The 19,070-nt window shown below is 55.6% G+C and carries 18 protein-coding genes; 13 read left to right on the top strand and 5 right to left on the bottom strand.

Features of this window, described 5'->3' with window-relative positions; all coding sequences use genetic code 11:
* The first annotated feature begins 105 nt into the window (after window positions 1–105).
* From CSQ89_RS06635 to CSQ89_RS06590, 10 genes are all read left to right on the top strand, one after another.
* Window positions 106–927, top strand: a complete 822-nt coding sequence (locus tag CSQ89_RS06635) for a substrate-binding periplasmic protein (protein ID WP_099405395.1) — start codon at window positions 106–108, stop codon at window positions 925–927.
* Window positions 928–1,149: 222 nt separating this feature from the next.
* Window positions 1,150–2,019 carry a BadF/BadG/BcrA/BcrD ATPase family protein gene (locus CSQ89_RS06630; RefSeq protein ID WP_099405394.1) on the top strand — a complete coding sequence of 290 codons (870 nt, stop codon included), beginning with the start codon at window positions 1,150–1,152 and terminating at the stop codon, window positions 2,017–2,019.
* Window positions 2,012–2,758: a GntR family transcriptional regulator gene (locus tag CSQ89_RS06625; protein WP_099405393.1), complete on the top strand. Its 747-nt coding sequence runs from the start codon at window positions 2,012–2,014 to the stop codon at window positions 2,756–2,758. The genes CSQ89_RS06630 and CSQ89_RS06625 overlap by 8 nt, the downstream gene beginning before the upstream one ends.
* 27 nt (window positions 2,759–2,785) lie before the next feature.
* On the top strand, window positions 2,786–3,886 hold the full coding sequence (nagA, locus tag CSQ89_RS06620; protein WP_099405392.1) for an N-acetylglucosamine-6-phosphate deacetylase: 1,101 nt from the start codon (window positions 2,786–2,788) through the stop codon (window positions 3,884–3,886).
* A gap of 87 nt (window positions 3,887–3,973) precedes the next feature.
* Window positions 3,974–4,996 (top strand): SIS domain-containing protein, encoded by a 1,023-nt coding sequence (locus CSQ89_RS06615; protein ID WP_233202978.1) that lies wholly within the window; start codon window positions 3,974–3,976, stop codon window positions 4,994–4,996.
* Between the two features lie 213 nt (window positions 4,997–5,209).
* Entirely contained in the window at window positions 5,210–6,478 is a 1,269-nt protein-coding gene (locus CSQ89_RS06610; protein ID WP_099405390.1) for an extracellular solute-binding protein, read from the top strand.
* A gap of 81 nt (window positions 6,479–6,559) precedes the next feature.
* A complete protein-coding gene (locus tag CSQ89_RS06605; RefSeq protein ID WP_099405389.1) occupies window positions 6,560–7,429 on the top strand; it encodes a carbohydrate ABC transporter permease in 870 nt (289 codons plus the stop codon).
* A 6-nt stretch (window positions 7,430–7,435) separates the two neighbouring features.
* Window positions 7,436–8,317 (top strand): carbohydrate ABC transporter permease, encoded by an 882-nt coding sequence (locus CSQ89_RS06600; protein WP_099405388.1) that lies wholly within the window; start codon window positions 7,436–7,438, stop codon window positions 8,315–8,317.
* 47 nt (window positions 8,318–8,364) lie between these two features.
* The gene (gene nagZ / locus CSQ89_RS06595) at window positions 8,365–9,891 is read left to right on the top strand and encodes a beta-N-acetylhexosaminidase (protein ID WP_099405387.1); all 1,527 of its coding nucleotides are present in this window, start codon (window positions 8,365–8,367) and stop codon (window positions 9,889–9,891) included.
* Between the two features lie 70 nt (window positions 9,892–9,961).
* Complete coding sequence (locus CSQ89_RS06590) at window positions 9,962–11,050, top strand: ABC transporter ATP-binding protein (protein WP_099405386.1); 1,089 nt, start codon at window positions 9,962–9,964, stop codon at window positions 11,048–11,050.
* 236 nt (window positions 11,051–11,286) lie between these two features.
* Here CSQ89_RS06590 and CSQ89_RS06585 read toward each other — a convergent pair whose 3' ends face one another.
* From CSQ89_RS06585 to CSQ89_RS06570, 5 genes are all read right to left on the bottom strand, one after another.
* On the bottom strand, window positions 11,287–11,601 hold the full coding sequence (locus tag CSQ89_RS06585) for a hypothetical protein (RefSeq protein WP_099405385.1): 315 nt from the start codon (window positions 11,599–11,601) through the stop codon (window positions 11,287–11,289).
* 61 nt (window positions 11,602–11,662) lie between these two features.
* Window positions 11,663–12,781: a chloride channel protein gene (locus CSQ89_RS06580; RefSeq protein WP_199065284.1), complete on the bottom strand. Its 1,119-nt coding sequence runs from the start codon at window positions 12,779–12,781 to the stop codon at window positions 11,663–11,665.
* Between the two features lie 18 nt (window positions 12,782–12,799).
* Window positions 12,800–13,021, bottom strand: a complete 222-nt coding sequence (locus CSQ89_RS22855; RefSeq protein WP_199065281.1) for a hypothetical protein — start codon at window positions 13,019–13,021, stop codon at window positions 12,800–12,802.
* A 199-nt stretch (window positions 13,022–13,220) separates the two neighbouring features.
* On the bottom strand, window positions 13,221–14,249 hold the full coding sequence (locus tag CSQ89_RS06575) for a porin (protein ID WP_099405384.1): 1,029 nt from the start codon (window positions 14,247–14,249) through the stop codon (window positions 13,221–13,223).
* Between the two features lie 431 nt (window positions 14,250–14,680).
* Window positions 14,681–15,058 carry a hypothetical protein gene (locus tag CSQ89_RS06570; RefSeq protein ID WP_139022833.1) on the bottom strand — a complete coding sequence of 126 codons (378 nt, stop codon included), beginning with the start codon at window positions 15,056–15,058 and terminating at the stop codon, window positions 14,681–14,683.
* Window positions 15,059–15,336: 278 nt separating this feature from the next.
* Between CSQ89_RS06570 and CSQ89_RS06565 the strand changes: the two genes are divergently transcribed.
* The 3 genes from CSQ89_RS06565 to CSQ89_RS06555 all read left to right on the top strand — a co-directional run bounded on the left by CSQ89_RS06565 (window position 15,337) and on the right by CSQ89_RS06555 (window position 18,922).
* Window positions 15,337–15,708: a nuclear transport factor 2 family protein gene (locus CSQ89_RS06565; RefSeq protein ID WP_099405382.1), complete on the top strand. Its 372-nt coding sequence runs from the start codon at window positions 15,337–15,339 to the stop codon at window positions 15,706–15,708.
* Between the two features lie 622 nt (window positions 15,709–16,330).
* Window positions 16,331–16,684 carry a BON domain-containing protein gene (locus tag CSQ89_RS06560; RefSeq protein WP_099405381.1) on the top strand — a complete coding sequence of 118 codons (354 nt, stop codon included), beginning with the start codon at window positions 16,331–16,333 and terminating at the stop codon, window positions 16,682–16,684.
* A 759-nt stretch (window positions 16,685–17,443) separates the two neighbouring features.
* The gene (locus tag CSQ89_RS06555) at window positions 17,444–18,922 is read left to right on the top strand and encodes a PhoPQ-activated protein PqaA family protein (RefSeq protein WP_158228921.1); all 1,479 of its coding nucleotides are present in this window, start codon (window positions 17,444–17,446) and stop codon (window positions 18,920–18,922) included.
* Window positions 18,923–19,070 lie beyond the last annotated feature (148 nt).

Here is a 19,070-nt window from a genome sequence, read left to right as displayed (position 1 = left end):
CCCGCCGCACCAAAGCATTACGCTTACTGCGTACTTGGGCATCAACCCACTATGCTAAAGAAACATCCAGGGACTATGCCGTGCTAGCGGCATTGGGAGGTGGCAATGTGGGTACATCTGATAGGTCTGTGGTGTTTCATACTCGGTTTGCTATTCTCGCCAACCAGCACTTGGGCGAGCCCTTGTGATCGGGAATTACACATCGCTGCCGACGAATTTGGCCGCTATTACTTCTTTACACCCGATAAGCAACCCGCAGGGATTGATCATGAGCTGTTTGACGAAATTGCACGTCGGATGGGCTGCCGTAAAATAGTAGATATCGAGTCGAACATACGCATCCTGCGCCGTATTGAGGCGGGGACGGCCGACATGGCCGGGCACAAATTCCAAACGCCGGAACGCGAAAAAATCGCCTGGATGGTGCCTTATATCTATCACCGAAACTTTGCCATTGTCAGGAAGACTGCCGCCCCAGTGCGTAGCAAGGAGGCTTTCATGTCCAACCCACAGTTGCAGATCGCCATCGGGCGCACGTTTTCACACGGGCCCGGTTACGCCAAGATTGTCACCACACTGCAAGAACAAGGCCGCGTACTGGAAGTGGCTGACATCAAGGCACTCTACAACATACTGAGCCTTGGCCGTGTGCAAGCCATCATCTCTTCCGCACCAGCGTATCGCGCGATGCTCTCCGCACAACAACTGGAGAATGACTTCAGCGTAGAAGACTGGGTGCCTGAAGACGCGCGCGCCCCCGTGTGCCTGATGCTATCGAAAGCACGCTTTTCGGCTGAGCAAGCACAACGGGTAAGCGATTTGATCGAATCCATGCGGCGCGACGGTACGCTCAAGCGCATTCTCGAAAAATACCTGGGTGCAGAAGACGCCTCTCAAATGCTCTTCCCCACCGGAAAAGCCAAGTAACCCGGCACATCTTTTTCGGGCCGTTACATTCCATACATCCCTTGCCATACTCGCCTCGCGAGTCCGGGCATGTTTTACCTTTCCCCACACCATCACTGCCTCTGTCGGTCCCGAAAAAGCGTTGACACCACCCATCAGGTGGTATTGAATCGGTATTGTATTCAACTGGTATCCAACCAGTCACAATAAGACCGGTATCAACGGCCCCCTGGAGCAGACGTAATGTCCTTCGATTTTTTCATTGGTGTCGATGGCGGCGGCACCGGAACCCGGTTGCTGTTGGCAGATCGCGACGGCCAGATACTGAGTCACGCCACAGGCGGTCCCTCTGGCCTCGGGCTCGGCGTCAGCGCGGCTTGGCGCGCCATCAGCCATTGCGCAGAACAAGCCTTTGCCCACCTGGGGCAAACCTTCAACCCCACCCATTGCGCCATTGGCCTTGGGTTGGCAGGGGTACATAACGCCAGTTGGGCCCAGGCCTTCCTGGCCGAAGCGCCAAGTTTCCCGGCAATCAGACTTGATAACGATGGCTTCACCACGCTGCTGGGCGCACATGCCGGCCAGCCGGGTGTGATTGTGGCTGTCGGCACCGGCAGCGTAGGGGAAGCCTGGTTTGGCGGCGACAATAAACGCACTGTGTCAGGTTGGGGATTCCCCGTTGGTGACGAGGGCAGTGGTGCCTGGATTGGCCTACGCGCCGCTCAGTTGGCGCAAAAAGCCCTGGATGGCCGCGCCATGCGAGGGCCATTGGCAGACGCTGTCATCACCCATTTTGGCGGCTCGGTCGACCCGGCCTTTATCTGGCTGAGCCAAGCGAACCAGACCACTTACGCACAACTTGCAACGCTGGTGTTGGCCTACGGGCAGCAGGATGCCGCCGCTGCTACTATCCTGGCCCTCGCAGGGGAAGAAATCGCGGCGATTGCGCATGCGCTCGACCCAGACGAAACCTTGCCGTTCGCGCTGTGTGGTGGCCTGGCCGAGGCGCTTCGCCCCTGGCTGCCTACAGCATTGGTCAACCGCGCCCGCCAGCCTCTGGGCGACTCCGCCACTGGCGCGCTGTACTTGATTCGGAAACATATCAATGGATAAGGCACGTGAAGCTGCACTATTGGCTATCAAGCCAGATGCCGAAAGCAGCACCCCCCTGTATTTGCAGGTGGCCAGCAAACTCTCCAGCGCCATTTCGGCCGGATTATGGCAGGCCGATGAAGCGCTGCCATCCGAGCGTGTACTGTGTGAAATACTCGAAATTTCGCGGGTAACCGCCCGCAAAGCCATGGATATCCTGTTCGAGCAAGGCTTGATCGTGCGGCGACAAGGTTCGGGCACGTACATCGCCCCGCGCTTGGTCCAACCGCTTTCGCGCCTGACCAGCTTTTCAGAAGAGATCCGCAATCGCGGTTTTGCGCCAGCCTCACGCTGGCTCAGCCGTATCATCAGCATCGCCAGCCAGGAAGAAGTGCTCCGCCTGGGGCTATCACCTGCCGCCACGGTAGCCCGAATAAAGCGTCTGCGCATGGCCGACAACACCGTGATGGCCGTCGAGACATCCACACTACCCAGTCGCTACCTGCCCGACCCCACCGCGATGGGTGATTCACTTTACAGCTGGCTCGACAGCCGCAGCACACCGGTAACCCGTGCCCTGCAACACATCAAGGCCATCAATGCCAGCGATGAAATTGCCCAATTGGCCGGCATTCCATCCGGTTCGGCCATGCTGATGATTACGCGCATCGGCTATCTGGAGAGCGGCCTACCGGTAGAGCTGACCTATTCCTACTGCCGCAACGACTACTACGACTTTGTCGCCGAGCTGCGCCGTTAATGCGCCAATAAAAGACCAAAAAATAATATGCATACCCTGCGCGGCAATATCCTCACCCCCACAGGCTGGCAACACGGTGCGCTGCACTTCAGCGATAAGATCGGCCGTATTGAAGCGCTTGCTGCCGACCCGGCCGACAACAACGACGACTACCTCCTACCCGGCTTTATCGACCTGCATGTCCACGGCGGTGGCGGTCGTGATGTCATGGAAGGCGGCGACGCGCTCGATACCATCAGCCGCACCCACGCGCGCCATGGCACCACCAGCATCCTGGCCACGACGATGACTGCGCCCAAGCAGGAGATAGAGCTGGCGTTGCAAGGAGTCAAACGCGCGATGGCGCAGCGTACCCCAGGCGGCGCGCGCGTACTGGGCGTGCATTTGGAAGGGCCGTATATCAACCCGGGCAAGCTAGGGGCCCAGCCCAACTTTACCCGTGATGGCATGCTTGAGGAGATCGCTGGTTTCAGCGAGTTCGCGCCACTCAAGGTGCTCACGCTAGCTCCAGAGGTAAATGGCCACATGGCCTTGATTGGGGACCTCGTCACGCGCGGCATCCGCGTTCAGCTCGGCCATACGCTGGGAAGCTATGAAGACGGTGTTGAGGCCATGCAGCACGGGGCCATCAGCTTTACGCATCTTTTCAACGCCATGAGTGGCCTGCACCACCGCGAGCCTGGCATGGTAGGTGCAGCCCTAGCCCATGCCGAATACGCCGAGCTGATCCCCGACCTGTTGCATGTACACCCAGGTGCCATCAAGGCCGCCCTGCGCGCCATTCCGAAACTGTATTGCGTTACCGACTCTACCGCCGCAGCCGGCATGCCCGACGGCAACTACAAGCTCGGCCGGCATACCGTCACCAAGTGCATGGGCGGCGTACGCCTGTCCGATGGCACCTTGGCCGGCTCGACGCTTACGCTGGACGAAGCACTGCGGAATCTGGTCGGACTTGGGTTGCCGGTCGATGATGCAGCGCGGCGGCTATCAACCTACCAAGCCGAAATGCTGGACCTGGATGACCGCGGCGTACTCAAGCCCGATGCGCAGGCGGATATTGTGGTTATCGATCGCAATCTGAGATTGAAAGCCGTCTATGTCGAAGGTGAGCTGGTGCCGGCTTAACGCAACCCGGAGTATTTGCAATATCGTTTTGTTGGTGCGCAGCAGGCTTTTCAGACTCTTGGCGATGTAACTGTGGAGAAGCAACGAGTGACTACCTGTATGTGGAAAGAGATGCGCGAAGGCCCTGCCGTCGTTGCGCGCCAAGCGGATAAACAGAATGCCCACTTCAAGGCACTGGGCCAACGCCTGCGCGAGACGGACCCCCACGCCATGATAACGGTTGCGCGTGGGAGTTCGGACCATGCCTGCGCTTATCTTTCCTACCTCACCATGCTGCGCCTGGGTCGTATGGCGGTATCGCTGCCTATGTCGCTGGTTACCTTATACGACGCACCACTCGATGTGGCCGGCACCATCGCCGTCGCTATTTCCCAGTCGGGCCGCAGCCCCGATGTGGTCGAGCCCATCAAGCGCTTTCGCACAGGCCACGCCGAAACCGTTGCCCTCGTCAACGACGCAACCTCGCCGCTGGGCGAGGCCGCCGAGTGGACATTACCGCTTGAAGCCGGCCCTGAATACGCCGTAGCCGCCACCAAAAGCTATATCGCCAGTCTGGCTGCCAGCGCACGCATTATCGCCCATTGGACCAACGATACCGCGCTGCTCGACGGCCTTGCCGCCTTACCTGATACGTTGGCACAAGCTCAGGAAACCGATTGGTCTGCTGCCGTCGAGATATTGCGGGACGCCGAACGCATCATGGTAATCGGCCGTGGGCTGACGCTGCCCATTGCCATGGAAGCGGCACTCAAATGCAAAGAGACCGCAGCAATCCAGGCAGAAGCGTTTTCCGGTGCAGAAATAAAACACGGCCCGATGGCACTGGTCGATAAAGGCTATCCGCTGCTGATTTTCGCCCCACGCGGCCCCGCCCAAGGCGGGCAGATCAAGCTCGCAGAAGAAATGCGCAACCGGGGTGCACGGGTGTTACTCGCCGCCCCGGCCGACATCACCAGCCGCGACTTGCTGTTGCCACCTGCCCCGGTGGCAGAGTTGGACCCGATTACCGCCATCGCAGCCTTCTACCCTATGGTGGAAGCCCTTTCCCGAGCGAGAGAACTTGACCCGGACCAACCGCGCCATCTGAACAAAGTCACCCTGACACACTAAACACAGACCCAATCAATGACTGGCCTACCCACCCTGCCAGCCGTTGCAAGCCGTACCGCAGTACATAAAAACAACAGCATCACGACACAAAGAAGAAGGAAGCACCGTTGTCCTCCTCGAACCCCGACGGCGCAAAAAGTTGGTTGGTGGCATCCGCCACAAGCCCTTACACGACTCAGAACCTGCTCGCAGACACTTTTTGGATGGACACCCATGAAATTCAAGCAATTGATGACCGCCGCAGTCGTTGCCGCCAGCTTCGCCGCTTCCGCCCCGGCTTTTTCAGCCGAAAAGCAAAAACTCGAAGTCTGGACCATGAGCCTCGCACCCAAGTTCAACGACTTCTTCAAAGGCATGCTGGATAAGTACAACGCCCAGCACCCCAATGTGGAAGTCGTGTGGACGGACTACCCATGGGATGTGATTCAGACCAAGTTCACGGCTGCCGTGGCGGCAGGCAAGCCCCCTGCGCTGGTGAACCTGAACGTGCCCTGGACTTACGATTACAAACAGGATGGTCTCATCCAACCGCTGGATGGTTTGATCGACAAAGCGCAGTACGTTGCAGGCGCCTTGCAGGACGTCCAGTTTGAGGGCAAAACCTGGGCCTTCCCCTTCTACAACGGGGCCAATGTCATTGCCTACAACACCGACATATTCAAGAAAGCAGGGCTTGACCCGAAAACACCACCTAACAGCCTGGATATGCAGATCGCCTACGCCAAGCAGATCAAGGCCAAAACCGGCATAGCTGGCTTCGCGCCCGCACTGGGCCCGACCAAAGTGGAAGGCTTCTTCCTACAGGAAGGACTCGATGTCATCAAGGACGGTAAGGCGGTGTTCAACTCACCCGCACACATCGCCTTGGTGAAAAAGCTGGCCGATGCCTACAAATCAGGTGCATTCTTGAAGGACAGCCTGTTTTCGCAAGACAATTTCCAGGTATCAATGGCCGCCTATAACAGTGGGCGTATGGCCATGCTGGTTTCGGTACCGTCCTCGATGACCCGTGTACGGGACGATGCACCCGCCATCTACAAGGTAACGGAAGTTGCCGGCGCACCGGTGGGCAAAACCGGCATCGCATCAGGCGGGTGGATGTTCAACTACGGTGTGGCCAAAAACGTCGACAAGGCACTGTTGCCGGAAATTGGCAAACTGGGTAACTACCTCACGAACGCGGAAAACCAGCTGGCGTTCGCCAAACTCGCTGGTGCCTTACCCACCGCCAGGAAAGCCGCACAGCATCCCTATTTCCAAATCCTCCCCGCCAATGCCGGCGCAGTGGAAAAGGCTATCGCCCAAGCAGCCAAGAACCTCGACAACACCCGTACTGTTTTCCTGAGCGGGGTGAAGGATTCGGAAGTGTTGTCGAACAAATTGGGCGCTGCCGTCGAGCTGGCTGTAACCGGCCGCAAAACTGCCAAAGCGGCGCTTGATGAAGCAGCCAATTTTTGGAACGTGAAGCTGGCAACCAAGTAAGCGCCTGTTTTCAGTCTAATCGCATCTGGCGCTGAGATACCGGTGCCAGATGCCCGCCAGGGTTGCTTCGGAGTGAAGCCCATGAAGTATTCAAGCAAAGCCAACCTCACGGCCTATGCCTTTTTGACGCCAGCCATCGCGTTGCTATTGGTATTTTCGTTCTGGCCGGTAGGTTTTGGTTCGTATATCGCTTTTACCAAGTACAACCTGATCGACGCCCCTCAGTGGGTAGGGCTCGATAACTTTCGTGAATTGCTCGATGACGAATTGTTCCTGCTATCGCTGAAGAACTCGGCCATCTACCTACTAGTGGTGCCGATCATCCAAGTCTTCGCCATCCTCCTCGCGGTACTGGTAAACAACAACCTGCCCGGCATCAAGTACTTCAGGGCGGCCTACTACCTGCCGGTAGTGACAACCGTATCGGTTATCGGTGTGATCTGGAACTTCATGTACACCGAGGATGGTGCTCTGAATGGCATCCTGCGTTGGTTGCATATCGTCAACGAGCCCATCGGTTTCTTGAATGACGACCGGATTGCATTGCTGGCGGTGATGTTCGTCACCATCTGGCGTGGTCTTGGCTGGTACATGGTGTTGTATCTGGCCGGCTTGCAAGCCATTTCGCAGGATGTCTACGAAGCTGCCACGCTGGATGGCGCGAACGCATGGCAAAAGTTCTGGCGCATCACCGTGCCATTGCTCATGCCTACCATCTTGCTGTGCTCGATCATGTCGGTGCTTGCCGCCGTCAAGGCATTCGAGGAAGTACAGATTATGACCCAGGGCGGCCCCTACCAATCCACGTTTACCGCCCTTTACTACGCCTACGAATTCGGCATGAAGTCACTTAACTTTGGTCGGGCACTGGCAGCCAGTTTCATTGTGTCGCTGTTCTGTATGGCGCTTGCATGGCTCAACTTTCGCTACCTCACGCCCAAGACCAAGTAGGCCACCATGACTGACATCACCACCCTGCCGGCATCCGCTGCTACGCCGGCCACACGCAGTAAAACTTTCAATTACCAACGTTGGCTCAACCGCAGCCTGCACTATCTTGTGTTGTCTGCGCTGGCCGTCATCACGGTCTATCCATTTTGGTGGACCTTGGTCACCGCCGTCTCCACCGCCGGCAAAGTCTATGCCTTCCCGCCTGCACTACTGCCTACCGAGCCAGGCTTGCAAAACTTCCTTGAAGTGTTCCAAACCATCAATGTCTGGGCTTTCTACAAGAATTCGATTCTGATCTCGGGTGCTACCGTAGTCGGTACGCTCATCATCTGTAGCCTCGCCGCCTACCCTATTGCCCGCATGCGCTTCGCCGGACGGAATTTCGTATTCGGGGCCATCGTCGCCACCATGATTCTGCCCAGCGAAGTCAACTTCCTGATTAACTTCATCACGGTTTCCAAACTGGGCCTGACCGACACCATCAGCGGTGTAGTGCTACCCAATCTTGCCGGTGCGGTTGGCATCTTTCTGATGAAGCAAGCCTTCGAAGCGGTGCCGCAAGATTTGATCGACGCCGCCAAGGTCGATGGGGCCAACGAATGGGAAGTGTTCTGGAAGATCATGCTCCCCCTTGCCAAACCCGCCCTGGGTGCACTGGCCATTCTTACCCTCGTCAGTGCCTGGAACCAGTACATCTGGCCCTCCATCGTCATGACCAGTGTCGAGAACTTTCCGCTCAGTGTGGGCGTCTCCTACCTCAAGGGCGCTTTCAGCTTCAAGACAAGGCTGGTGGCGGCCGGGGCGGTACTCACGGTACTGCCTATCCTGATCATGTTCCTATTTACCCAACGCTACTTCCTACGTGGCTTTGAAGGCGCGGTGAAATAGCGTAGTACCTAGCGAACCGTTATGGCTTCTCAACGGACACCGAAATAATGACCCAAGACCTGAACAAACTAGCCGGCCGCGCCCTGATGGTGGATGTCGCGGGTGATACCCTGACCGCCGACGAAGCCAGCTTCCTGCGCCAGCACCATATACGTGCCATCTGCCTGTTTCGCCGCAACGTGAGCAACCTGGAAACCACGCGCAAGCTGATTACCGACCTGAAAGCCACTATTGGCAATGATGTGTTGATCGGCATGGACCAGGAAGGTGGCGCCGTGATGCGTACACTCTTTCTACCCCAAGCCCCCTCCGCCATGGCACTGGGCGCAGTGGGTGACGAAACACTGGCATATCAGGTAGGGGCGGCTGTTGCGCGTGGCTTGGCGGCACTGGGGGTGAACTGGAATTACGCCCCGGTGCTGGACCTGAACAATAATCCCAAAAACCCGGTAATTGCCGAGCGTTCCTTTGGCGCAGACCCAGTAAAGGCAGCAAGGCTAGCCGGGGCGTGGATGGCAGGGCATCTAGGCGAAGGCGTCGCCACCTGCGTCAAGCATTTCCCCGGCCATGGCGACACCCATACCGACTCGCACCTCGACTTGCCCTTGGTCAATAAAACGCGTACCGCGCTAGAGCAATACGAACTGTCGCCCTTTCATGCGCTGCTCAAGCAAACACCCGGCTTGATGAGCGCACATATTATCTTCCCAGCTTTTGACAGCACCCTGCCCGCCACCCTATCACCCACCATCCTGCAAACCCTATTGCGCGACGATTGGGGTTATGAGGGGGTGACAATTACCGACGGCATGAACATGAAGGCCATACGCGAGCGCTGGGGCCAGGCCAAAGGAACCGTCATGGCGCTGGCGGCCGGTGCCGACCTGTCGCTCGTGCTGCAATTCACCGAAGAGATGGCAGCCGCCAAGCAAGCATTGATCGACGCGGTCACCACTGGTGAAATCCACATCGAACGGCTCGCCCAGGCCGATGCCCGCGTCAGCGCTATGGCCGCGCGGTTTTCATCCCAACAGCGTGAATACAGCGCTGAACAAGACGCCGCCGACCGCGCACTGTTCGCCCGCGCCTGGGCCAACGCCCTGACATTGGTAGGCTATGTCTGCCGACCCGATCTTGGCAGTAAGGTACGGCTGGTACTGCAGGCCGATGCCCCATCCGATGGGGTATCGGAAGCCGGCCTTTCCGCCCGCGTGCTGATTGAAAAACTGGCCCCGCTATACGACCTGGAAGTCGTGACCTACCAAAAGCGCAGCGACTTGGACTGGGCCACCCTGCCGCAGGATGGCGCGTTCACCATCGTGGCCTCCACCACCCGCGAGCGCTACGACAATGAGCAGCACACCCGCTGGCAACCTAACTTGCATCTGGCCCTGTGGAACCCCTACGCCGCCGGCGACTTGGCTTGCCCCGCGTTGGTCACCTATGGGTTTGCCGATGCAGCGCTAAATGCGGTAGTCGGCTGGCTGAAAGGCGAGTTAGAGGCCACGGGTACCCTGCCTGCGGCATTGGGGCAGGTGCATGATCTTGCTGCACCGGTGATGCCCATTCCGTAAAACCAATCTACTTGCGTCTGAGAACCTGGTTGTTGTCGTACCGAAATGCTAGCCAAAAGGAAACACCACCATGGCCGAACTGAAGCTGAAGCAACTGCAAAAAACCTATGAGGACGGCCCTACCGTCATCCACGGTATCAACCTGGATATCCGCGACGGCGAATTCATGGTGTTCGTCGGCCCTTCCGGCTGCGGTAAGACCACCACGCTGCGCATGATTGCAGGCTTGGAAGACATAAGCGGCGGCGAATTGATCATTGGCAAGCAGGTAGTCAACGACGTTCCCGCGGCCAAACGCGGTGTTGCCATGGTTTTCCAAAGCTATGCGCTTTACCCACACATGACCGTGCGCGAAAACATGGGCTTTGGCCTGAGGCTGGCCAAGCAACCCAAAGCAGACGTTGAGGCTGCAGTACATCGAGCTGCTGATATCTTACAAATCACCCATTTACTTGACCGCAAACCCAAAGCGCTTTCGGGCGGCCAGCGCCAGCGTGTTGCCATCGGCCGCGCCATTGTGCGCAAACCCGATGTATTCCTGTTCGACGAGCCTTTGTCCAACCTTGATGCCTCGCTGCGTATACAAATGCGCATCGAACTGGCCAAATTACATAAGGAATTGGCAACGACCATGGTCTACGTCACGCACGACCAAGTTGAAGCCATGACACTAGGTGACCGTATTGCGGTGTTCAATGGCGGGCGTATCGAACAGGTTGGCACCCCGTTGGCATTGTACGAAAAACCAGCGAACTTGTTCGTCGCCGGTTTTCTTGGCTCACCACGAATGAACTTCCTACCCTCCAAGGTTGCAGGCCACGGCTTGCAACTAGCCGATAAAGCAGAGCTGGATATTCAATTGCCCCTGCCCGATGGCACGCCCGTCACCATCGGCGTCCGCCCCGAGCACATTGGCCTCGGCTACGAAGGCCTGGCTGCCGTAGTCGATATCGTTGAACACCTGGGCGACACGCAAATAGCCTACGTGAGGGTAAAGGACATCAAAGACCCCCTGGCCGTCAAACTCGCCAGCAACCACACCCCACCCGCCAATGGCAGCACGGTACGCATCGCCATCACCCCAGAGACCTGCCATGTATTTGGAGAGGATGGAAAAGTGATGATGCCGGTGCGGCGGGAGGAGACTGTATTGGCTTGAAGAGACATTCAGCTTAAAACCTGTCTAAAGTCTGCTGTGCGTCGGCAATCTGGCGTTGAAACACCCTCGGAATGCTCATTTACCACTTGTAAACTCCGCTTCCTCGGCTGTTTTCGCCTTATCTTGCCTTAGCTCGCGAGACTTTAGACAGGTTCTTAGAACCTGCCTGCGATCTTACTTTTTCAATGCCGTATTGCCGACGCTTAGCAGACTTTAGACAAGTACTTAGAATCCCATTAAGTCCGAACCCGTAACTCCCGCTCTGGCGAACCCGGCCCACCACTGCGCAGAATAACGCGCGCACCTTTACACAGTGGGTAGCGGGCGATAATGGATTCGATGCCTGCATAAAGTTTCTCGGCCGACGGCCCATACAGCGTGAGCATTACCTCGGTGGTGCCGAACTCATTCCCGTCGAACTCACCCAGCCCTTGCGTTTTGATTGCCTTGACAAGCTGTTCTTCCAGCGTGGCGACGTCGAATTTTTCGTAAATTTCTTCCGGCAAATTGATACCGTCGAGATAAATAAACACTGCTTGGTCATTCGCCATTTCGCTTCCCAGTGGTTCGTTAACGCCCTATTACCAGGGCTCGACAGAATGTGCGCTTATCTTATGGTGCCGGTTTCTTTTGTGCTTCCGCTTCCATTTTTTGCACGGTTGTATCGGTTGGGGTCAATCCAAGCTGGCGCTGCGCCAGCGTGTGGTAAAGCGGTGGACTGAACAATTTGCCGACGAGCGAGGCAATCAACGTCGCCGCCATCAGACTCAGCACCATCTCGTGGCCATCAATCATTTCCATGACAATGATGAAAGCAGTGATAGGTGCTTGCTTCACCGCGCCCAGAAAGGCCGCTATGCAGAGTACATAGATGCTGGCGCTGGGAATTTCCTGGCCCAGCAAGGGCGCCAAATTGTGACCTATCCCTGCGCCAACGGCGAGGCTGGGGGCGAAAATACCGCCCGGTACACCGCTGAAGTAGGAAATCAACGTTGCAAACAACTTGGCTGGGGCGAAGGTCCAGGATGCCACCTGAGGGCTAAGCAGCATTTCACGGGTGGCGTCGTAGCCCGATCCATAGCTGGCCCCATGTGTCAGCAAACCCAACAACGCTACCAACAAGCCGCAACCACCGGCGAACCAGACGGGATGCAGGCTGCGAAACCGCCCGATTGAACCGGGCCAGGGCTGCGTCGCCCACAGCAAGGTGCGGCTGAACAAGCCACCGATGACGCCACATACAAGGCTGCAAACCAAAACGGGCAGGATAATGGCGGAATCGATGCGCGAGACAGCGAAATGGCCGAAGTAGAGATAGTTAACTTGCTGAGAAATCGACACAACCCCAGCCAATACGATAGCCGTCAGCAACACCCCATTGGTCTTCTGCTCGAATTTGCGCGATAGCTCTTCTATCGCGAAGATGATACCGGCCAAAGGCGTATTGAACGCTGCAGCAATCCCGGCCGCGCCGCCCGCCAGAATCAAATGATGGGGCGCCGTAATATGGTCGAGCGGCAAGAAGCGGCGTATTGCATACATGATGCTGGCCCCCACCTGCACCGATGGCCCTTCCCGCCCCATCGAGAAACCCAGGCCAACCGCCGTTGAGCCAAGCATTACTTTGGCAAACGCAATCTTCATCGAAAGAAAACGCTCAACCTTGGCGTCCGGCCCAATAACCTGTAATGCAGCAATAGTCTGTGGAATGCCACTGCCTTCAGCTCCCATAAACCAGCGGCGCGCAGTTTAGACAATCAGCATGCCCCCAAGTGGGGTCAGTAGAAGCGGGGCCCAGCTGTAATCGGCCTGAAGCAGATGGAAATGCTGGCCCAGGTAATCGCTAAGGCGGGCAAACAGCACGATGACCAGTCCGACACCGGCAGCAGCGCCCCAAATCACGATGCGCTCCAGCCAGGAGTCCAATTCGTGCAAGCGTTGCTGACGTATTGCCTGAACTACATCTCGCATCGTTGAAGGAAATTAGATTTGTAGAAATCCGATTCTACACCGCGAGTAATTCACTGGACCTAATCGCAAACGCCAGCTTAGTGGATTAAGCACACATCCAATGCCTGGCAGGCAGCGCACCGCATTCTGCCAACATGACAAGAGGGCAACCGCAGCGCCCTCTTTCCAGGCATGCATTGAACCGTCCGGTGAGCACCTGCTAAAAACCAGCCCATACTCCAGTCAGGAACTGGGTATAGCTTTCGCCCTTGCCCATTGATTCCTTGCCCCATTTCTTCTGGCTTACCCGCATATAACCCACGACATTCGACGCCAAGCTGTAGCCGTATTCCGCCTTGACCAGATTGAAGTCTTTGCGAGTGGTCAGCATCGAAGCCTTGTCCACACGGTGCAACAAACCAAGCTTCACATAGTGTTTGGCCCAGCTGTAGGTCAGCCCCGTAATCAAGTCGCTGCCCTTGGCTTTATCACCCGCTGTACTCTTGTGCTCGTAGCCCGTGTACAAACCCCGAACCAATAGCCCCCCGCCCACGTTGTAGGTAGCGCCAAAGTAGTACTGCTGGTCTTTGTCGCTTTGGTCTGTCTTGCCATCAAAGTTGTTCACGCCCTTGGCGGTGAGAAACCCACCGTTCAGGCTCAGGTCGCCCGCCGCATAGTTCAAGGAAATATCGGTTGTGGCTCCCTCGCGCAACTTTGCATCGTTGGACTTTTCGGCCCAGGCGTATTGCACGCTGTAGCTGAAACCGCCCATTTTGGGTGACAGGTAATTCAGCGATTGCGACATATAGATAGGCGCAGTCACCTTACCACTGCCGCCCCAATTGCCCAGGTCGCGCTCGGCCAGTTCCCAAAAACCGCCTTGGCCGTACGGCCAGTCCAGGGTGAGATAACTATTTAAAAATTGGCGACCTCCACGGAAAGTGCCCCAGTCGCCTGTCAGGCCAACCCATGCTTCACGCGACCCGACTGCCGGCGTCCGGTCGCCCTCTGCGACTTTTTGCGACACACGGAAGTTCAGGCTGCCTAAAGTATCAAGCTTGGTCTCGCCATCGATATTGATCACGATGGCGCGGTCCAGTCCCGACCGCCAAGCATTGTCGGTGTATTCGGTTTTGCCTTTGTCGTAGACGAAATTTAGCTCAGCAGTACCACCAAGATTGAGGCCGGCAAACGCTGGTGCGGAAAATGCCGCTGCAACTACAGCCGCGATCATCACGCGCTTGAGCATATTAGTATCTCCACTTTATTAGATTTGATCGGTCCTCGAACCCGATTGGCTCTCGCCAACACACAGGCGCAACTGGCACCCCTGCCAGCCTTGCCCGGCGCAAAGCTTAACCAATTCCAATAAGTGGTCATATATTTGTATTTCACTGAACGCATAGTTGTCGTAGCAACACAACAGAGCCAGTACATTTGTTCCTTACACACCAAAGGAATTACGGAAATAAAACTTTAAAATCAAATGCTTGATTAACTCTCATTTAAACAGAAATGGTCTTGTAGACGGTCACGCCAAGCAGCGATGGACAACCGTCAATCGCTGTATAGGCTTATTCAAAATGAGGAGTTGCCGCCTGTTGCAAACAAGCGAGTAATACCAGGATGAACTTGATCATGGTTAGGAAAATCGGGGCATTCGCAGCACCGGAAAACTAACTACTTTTCTATTGGACAGCCGCCATGCTTTAGTACGACTTCCTTTAGAGTTTCCTCGCTCATGGCAAGCATTTTTCCGCCCATGTTCAAGGTGCCCTGGTTATCAACGACAAGTGTTGCCTTCCCCTCGCTGATTTTTGCCCTTACCGCATTCCCATTGAAAGGCTTTTGGGTAGGCTTGGCCGCCTCGACAATATCCCGTATCGCGCCTTCCGACGTTAAGACGCAGGGCGCGTCCATCATGGTGGCAATGTCGTCGACCGTGACGGGTAGATAGGTTTGAATCTGAAACGGCACCCAGTATACGGTCCCGACTTCTTTCGCCTGTGCAGTAAAGGCCACACAAGCCAGAAGAAATACCGCTAGCCATTTACTCACGACATTCTGCCTCACCATCGTCACCTCCTATTATATTCAGTCGAGGTTAGTTGTTCGCAGTAGTCCACCTAACCCATTGCATAGCATACCTATTTTCAGCGCCGTCTCCAGAAAGCATCTGCTCGTCTAGCTTGGCTGCGGGCTTACCTATTTAGATCAAGCGGCTGCCCATAGGTTTAAGCACTGGCTAGAACACGGCATTTCAATGCATAGGGCCAGAACAGAAGTACTAAACTGCTTCGGCCTTTACGTACCTTTATCCACCAGGAGGAAATCATATGAGCACGATGTCAATCGCAAAACAATTGGTCGCCCTTTGCAAGGAAAGAAAGACCGACGAAGCACTTGATACGTTATATGCAGCTGATGCACTGAGCGTGGAAGCATTGGAGATGCCGAACGGGCAGAAAGAGGTGAAAGGCCACACCGCTATCAAAGGCAAAGGCAAATGGTGGATAGAGAATCATGAAGTCCATTCCGCCAACATTACCGGACCATGGCCGCACGGCGACCGTTTTGCCATTCGGTTTCAGTACGACGTCACGAACAAACCCTCCGGCAAACGTATGCAGCTCGATGAGATAGGCCTGTATACGGTGAAGAACGGCAAGATTGTGCGCGAGGAATTCTTCTACGACAGCGATATGTAAGAACCTGTTTCCGATCTGTCACGAGCAGCTGTCAGCTGGGTGAAGGGCGGCACATGAGCCCTGACCGCAGCTGCGCAGTAAGATCGTAAATAGGTTCTAAAGTCCGCTTTGCGCAGCAAGGGTGCAAATAGGCGCTGATAGACTGGCTTGCACCCTGATTTGCTAGCTTGATTTGCTTTTCGCTGAGTAACGGTCACACGCGTCAGCAACGCAGCGTCGCGAAACCACGACAAGAAGAATATATAATCTCAGAACCCTGCTTCACACAGTGCATGGCCTGCAAAATCCCCGTGGTTTACCTTACAGATCAAACTACTAGCCATCACGAAAATCCCGTTCGTATTTCAATGGGTGGCAGCCAAAAATCGGCTAGGCTTACTTCTTGAGCCCGCAAAACCCATCCAAATAAGCACACAGCACACAGTATGTCGCCCTAAGCCGACAATTTTGCATAGCACTACGCGCCTTCCCATTGCAACAGCACACAGAAAAGAAATCTATCCATTTGAAATATAAAGGATTTTATTATCTGGCACGCGGTTTGCTAAATAGGACAAGCGTGGCGCTGATCCTAATGCGCCTTGTTGATCCGCTTACAAGCTTACGAAAAAGGACTTTCCCAATGCAGAATCGTCAAACTATCAGCAGCATCGCCGCAGCCCTTGCTTTCGCAGCAGCACTCGCCAGCCCAGCATTTGCCCTTGATGTAAAGCCAGCTGAAATCGCCGGCGCAGGCCCTATCGTCAAGACTGAGAACCAACTCGACGATGCAGCCATCACTGCCAAGGTAAAAGCAGCATTGGTCGCAGACAAGAGCCTTTCTGCCCTTGATATCAAGGTCACCACACGTGGTGGGCAAGTCACATTGAGCGGTTCGGTCAATAACGCACAAGCCAGCGAACGTGCCCTGCAAGTCGTAGCGCAAGTTGAAGGCGTCAAGGGCGTTCAGGACGATCTACAAGTAAAAACCAACTAAACACCGAAACCCGTTCAATCGTCTTTAGCGCGAAACTCTTAGCGGGGTGATGCGTAGCCCGGATACCGGAATCTACATAGTCCATCAGGCTACGAATTTCTAAGAAGGGCTCACGAGCAACACATAAGCTCCAACTTAGATAACGCGTAATTTAAGATGTTGAACAGGTTTCAACGGTTAGCGAGGCATCTGCAGAGCCCACTCCCTGGCTGTCCCCCCTGCAGGTGCCTCTTTTGCGATCAAGCTGCTCCTCGGTACCCTCACCAGTGCTTGGTCCGGTCTTTTCTGGTTCATCCAGTCTGATCGCCAAATCGTTATCAGCGAAAAAGCACCCATCTCATTTCTATCCTCTGTACCCATCTAATCGGGATTTATGCGATTGGCTTGTTGCAACCCATTTACCCAATATCTACAGGCTATAGGTCGTCAGCAGACTCTAAATGTAGCGGCGCTTTGAAGTACTAGTTCATTTCGCTCTCATTAAGCCCCATACAGCCACAACATCCTCTGTGATACTTTCGAGTCGAAGAATCAGTACCCGAGCCTGTCCAACCCTTCACCGTCATTTAGTGCCTTACCGGCCAATGGCTGGGCACAAATGTGACGGAAATTATATTGCCGCCTCTTCAGCCACAACGGTGAACCAGTGCCGGGCAAGTACGACGAAGGGAGCCGGAATAGACCGCCCCCTCAAGACCACCTAGGCAACGAGGCTTGGCAATCCGGGTAATACCGACCTGTTTTACATTAAGGATGCTTGTGAAATTAGCTATTAGGAAACCGCTGGCCCGTTCCTTGTTCGGGATAGGTGCATTGACACTGTTAAGTGCCTGCATCAGCAACAACCCGCCGGTACACAGTGAACAAGGCATTGTCCGAGACTATTTTGCCGCCGCAGCGCCCACTGCCAAGCCCGCAGAACTCATTGACGAATCACTCGATGGGCAGGTGCAAACACGCCGTTATCGCTTTGTCTCACAAACCTGGCCGCGCAACTTTTCCACGTTGACCAGCGACACGCCGCAATGGCAGCACGAACTACGCATCTACAGGCCGAAAAACCTGCGCGCCAATGCGCCTACCCTGCTTTACATCAACAGTGGCATCAATCTACCAACACCAGACGATATCAAGGGCAAGCCGGTGGACTTCCCTGGCAAGGTACTGGCGAACAAGTTGGGCATTGTCGTTGCCGACCTGTACTTCGTGCCCAACCAGCAATTGTCGCTGGATGGACGCCCGCCGGGCCGTGAAGATGACTTGGTGGCGTTTACGTGGCGGCGGTTTATCGATGCGCCAGAGACAGAACGCTTCAGCTCTTTGCACCTGCCAATGGCGCAAGCCGTGCGTGAAGCGATGAATGTGGTGCAGCAACAGCAAACCCAGGGTACCGCCAGTTTCGTGCTGGCCGGCGCATCCAAGCGTGGCTGGACTGCATGGCTTACCGGCCTGAACGACGAGCGCGTCAAGGCTGTCGTGCCTATCGTGGCGGACTTTTGGAATGTAAAAGAGAACTTCACGCATGTTTACCGCAGCTATGGCAACGAATGGCCGGTGGCGTTACGTAACTATGTGGATAACAAAGTGGTCGATGACATTTTGGCAAGCACACCAGCACTTGACCGCCTGACGGCGTTTGAAGATGTGGTGAACTACCCAACCCAGATGGCAAGGCTGGATAAATACATGATATCGGCCGCGGGCGACGACTTTGCCGTACCGGATTCAGCCTGGGCCTACCTGCCAAAATTTACCGGCACTACCCTGGTCCGTTACCTGCCGAACCAGTCGCATGCTATCAACGGCGCGTTGGTATTGGAGAATATGGGTAAATATCTGACGCATACATTGGAAGGTCAGCGTACACCACGCGTCACAGTTTCGTCCGACCCGGCATCAGGCATGGTCACCTTGGAAACCGATACGCAAGCCACCAATGCACGTGCCTGGGTAGCGATCAATCCAACGAAACGTGACTTCCGCCTGCGCTCCAACATCAACTATCAACAACATGAAGTCAGCGGCGGATGCAATGCCAATGGCTGCCGGTTCAGCTACCAACCCGACCCTTCCCAAACCGGCTGGCAGTCGTACTTTATCGAGCTGGAAAGCGAAGGGCTGCCATTGACTTCACCGCCCTTGATCTGGCCACGTACCTACCCTGGCGGTCAACCCGTGCCTTTAAACTATGGCACGCTAACGCTGAGTCAAGGCAGTGCTGCCACCCATACGAAATAAGGTATCGCCAGACATAATTTGAGTAACTGATGTTACGCAGTAGCTGCGAGAAGCAGCTGTAACTGATCATAAGCCGCGCGGGAGGCGTTGATCAGTAACTTGCGGCAAAGTGCGAATGGGTTCTTCTGCGTCTTGATGCTCAGGCATT

Source organism: Chitinimonas sp. BJB300, assembly GCF_002735695.1.
Lineage (GTDB): Bacteria > Pseudomonadota > Gammaproteobacteria > Burkholderiales > Chitinimonadaceae > Chitinimonas.
This window is presented reverse-complemented; position numbering and strand designations above follow the sequence as displayed.

Coding starts and splice junctions, on each gene's coding strand:
- CSQ89_RS06635 (WP_099405395.1), top strand. CDS start 106: ATGTGGGTACATCTGATAGGTCTGTGGTGTTTCATACTCGGTTTGCTA.
- CSQ89_RS06630 (WP_099405394.1), top strand. CDS start 1,150: ATGTCCTTCGATTTTTTCATTGGTGTCGATGGCGGCGGCACCGGAACC.
- CSQ89_RS06625 (WP_099405393.1), top strand. CDS start 2,012: ATGGATAAGGCACGTGAAGCTGCACTATTGGCTATCAAGCCAGATGCC.
- nagA (WP_099405392.1), top strand. CDS start 2,786: ATGCATACCCTGCGCGGCAATATCCTCACCCCCACAGGCTGGCAACAC.
- CSQ89_RS06610 (WP_099405390.1), top strand. CDS start 5,210: ATGAAATTCAAGCAATTGATGACCGCCGCAGTCGTTGCCGCCAGCTTC.
- CSQ89_RS06605 (WP_099405389.1), top strand. CDS start 6,560: ATGAAGTATTCAAGCAAAGCCAACCTCACGGCCTATGCCTTTTTGACG.
- CSQ89_RS06600 (WP_099405388.1), top strand. CDS start 7,436: ATGACTGACATCACCACCCTGCCGGCATCCGCTGCTACGCCGGCCACA.
- nagZ (WP_099405387.1), top strand. CDS start 8,365: ATGACCCAAGACCTGAACAAACTAGCCGGCCGCGCCCTGATGGTGGAT.
- CSQ89_RS06590 (WP_099405386.1), top strand. CDS start 9,962: ATGGCCGAACTGAAGCTGAAGCAACTGCAAAAAACCTATGAGGACGGC.
- CSQ89_RS06585 (WP_099405385.1), bottom strand. CDS start 11,601: ATGGCGAATGACCAAGCAGTGTTTATTTATCTCGACGGTATCAATTTG.
- CSQ89_RS06580 (WP_199065284.1), bottom strand. CDS start 12,781: ATGGGAGCTGAAGGCAGTGGCATTCCACAGACTATTGCTGCATTACAG.
- CSQ89_RS22855 (WP_199065281.1), bottom strand. CDS start 13,021: ATGCGAGATGTAGTTCAGGCAATACGTCAGCAACGCTTGCACGAATTG.
- CSQ89_RS06575 (WP_099405384.1), bottom strand. CDS start 14,249: ATGCTCAAGCGCGTGATGATCGCGGCTGTAGTTGCAGCGGCATTTTCC.
- CSQ89_RS06565 (WP_099405382.1), top strand. CDS start 15,337: ATGAGCACGATGTCAATCGCAAAACAATTGGTCGCCCTTTGCAAGGAA.
- CSQ89_RS06560 (WP_099405381.1), top strand. CDS start 16,331: ATGCAGAATCGTCAAACTATCAGCAGCATCGCCGCAGCCCTTGCTTTC.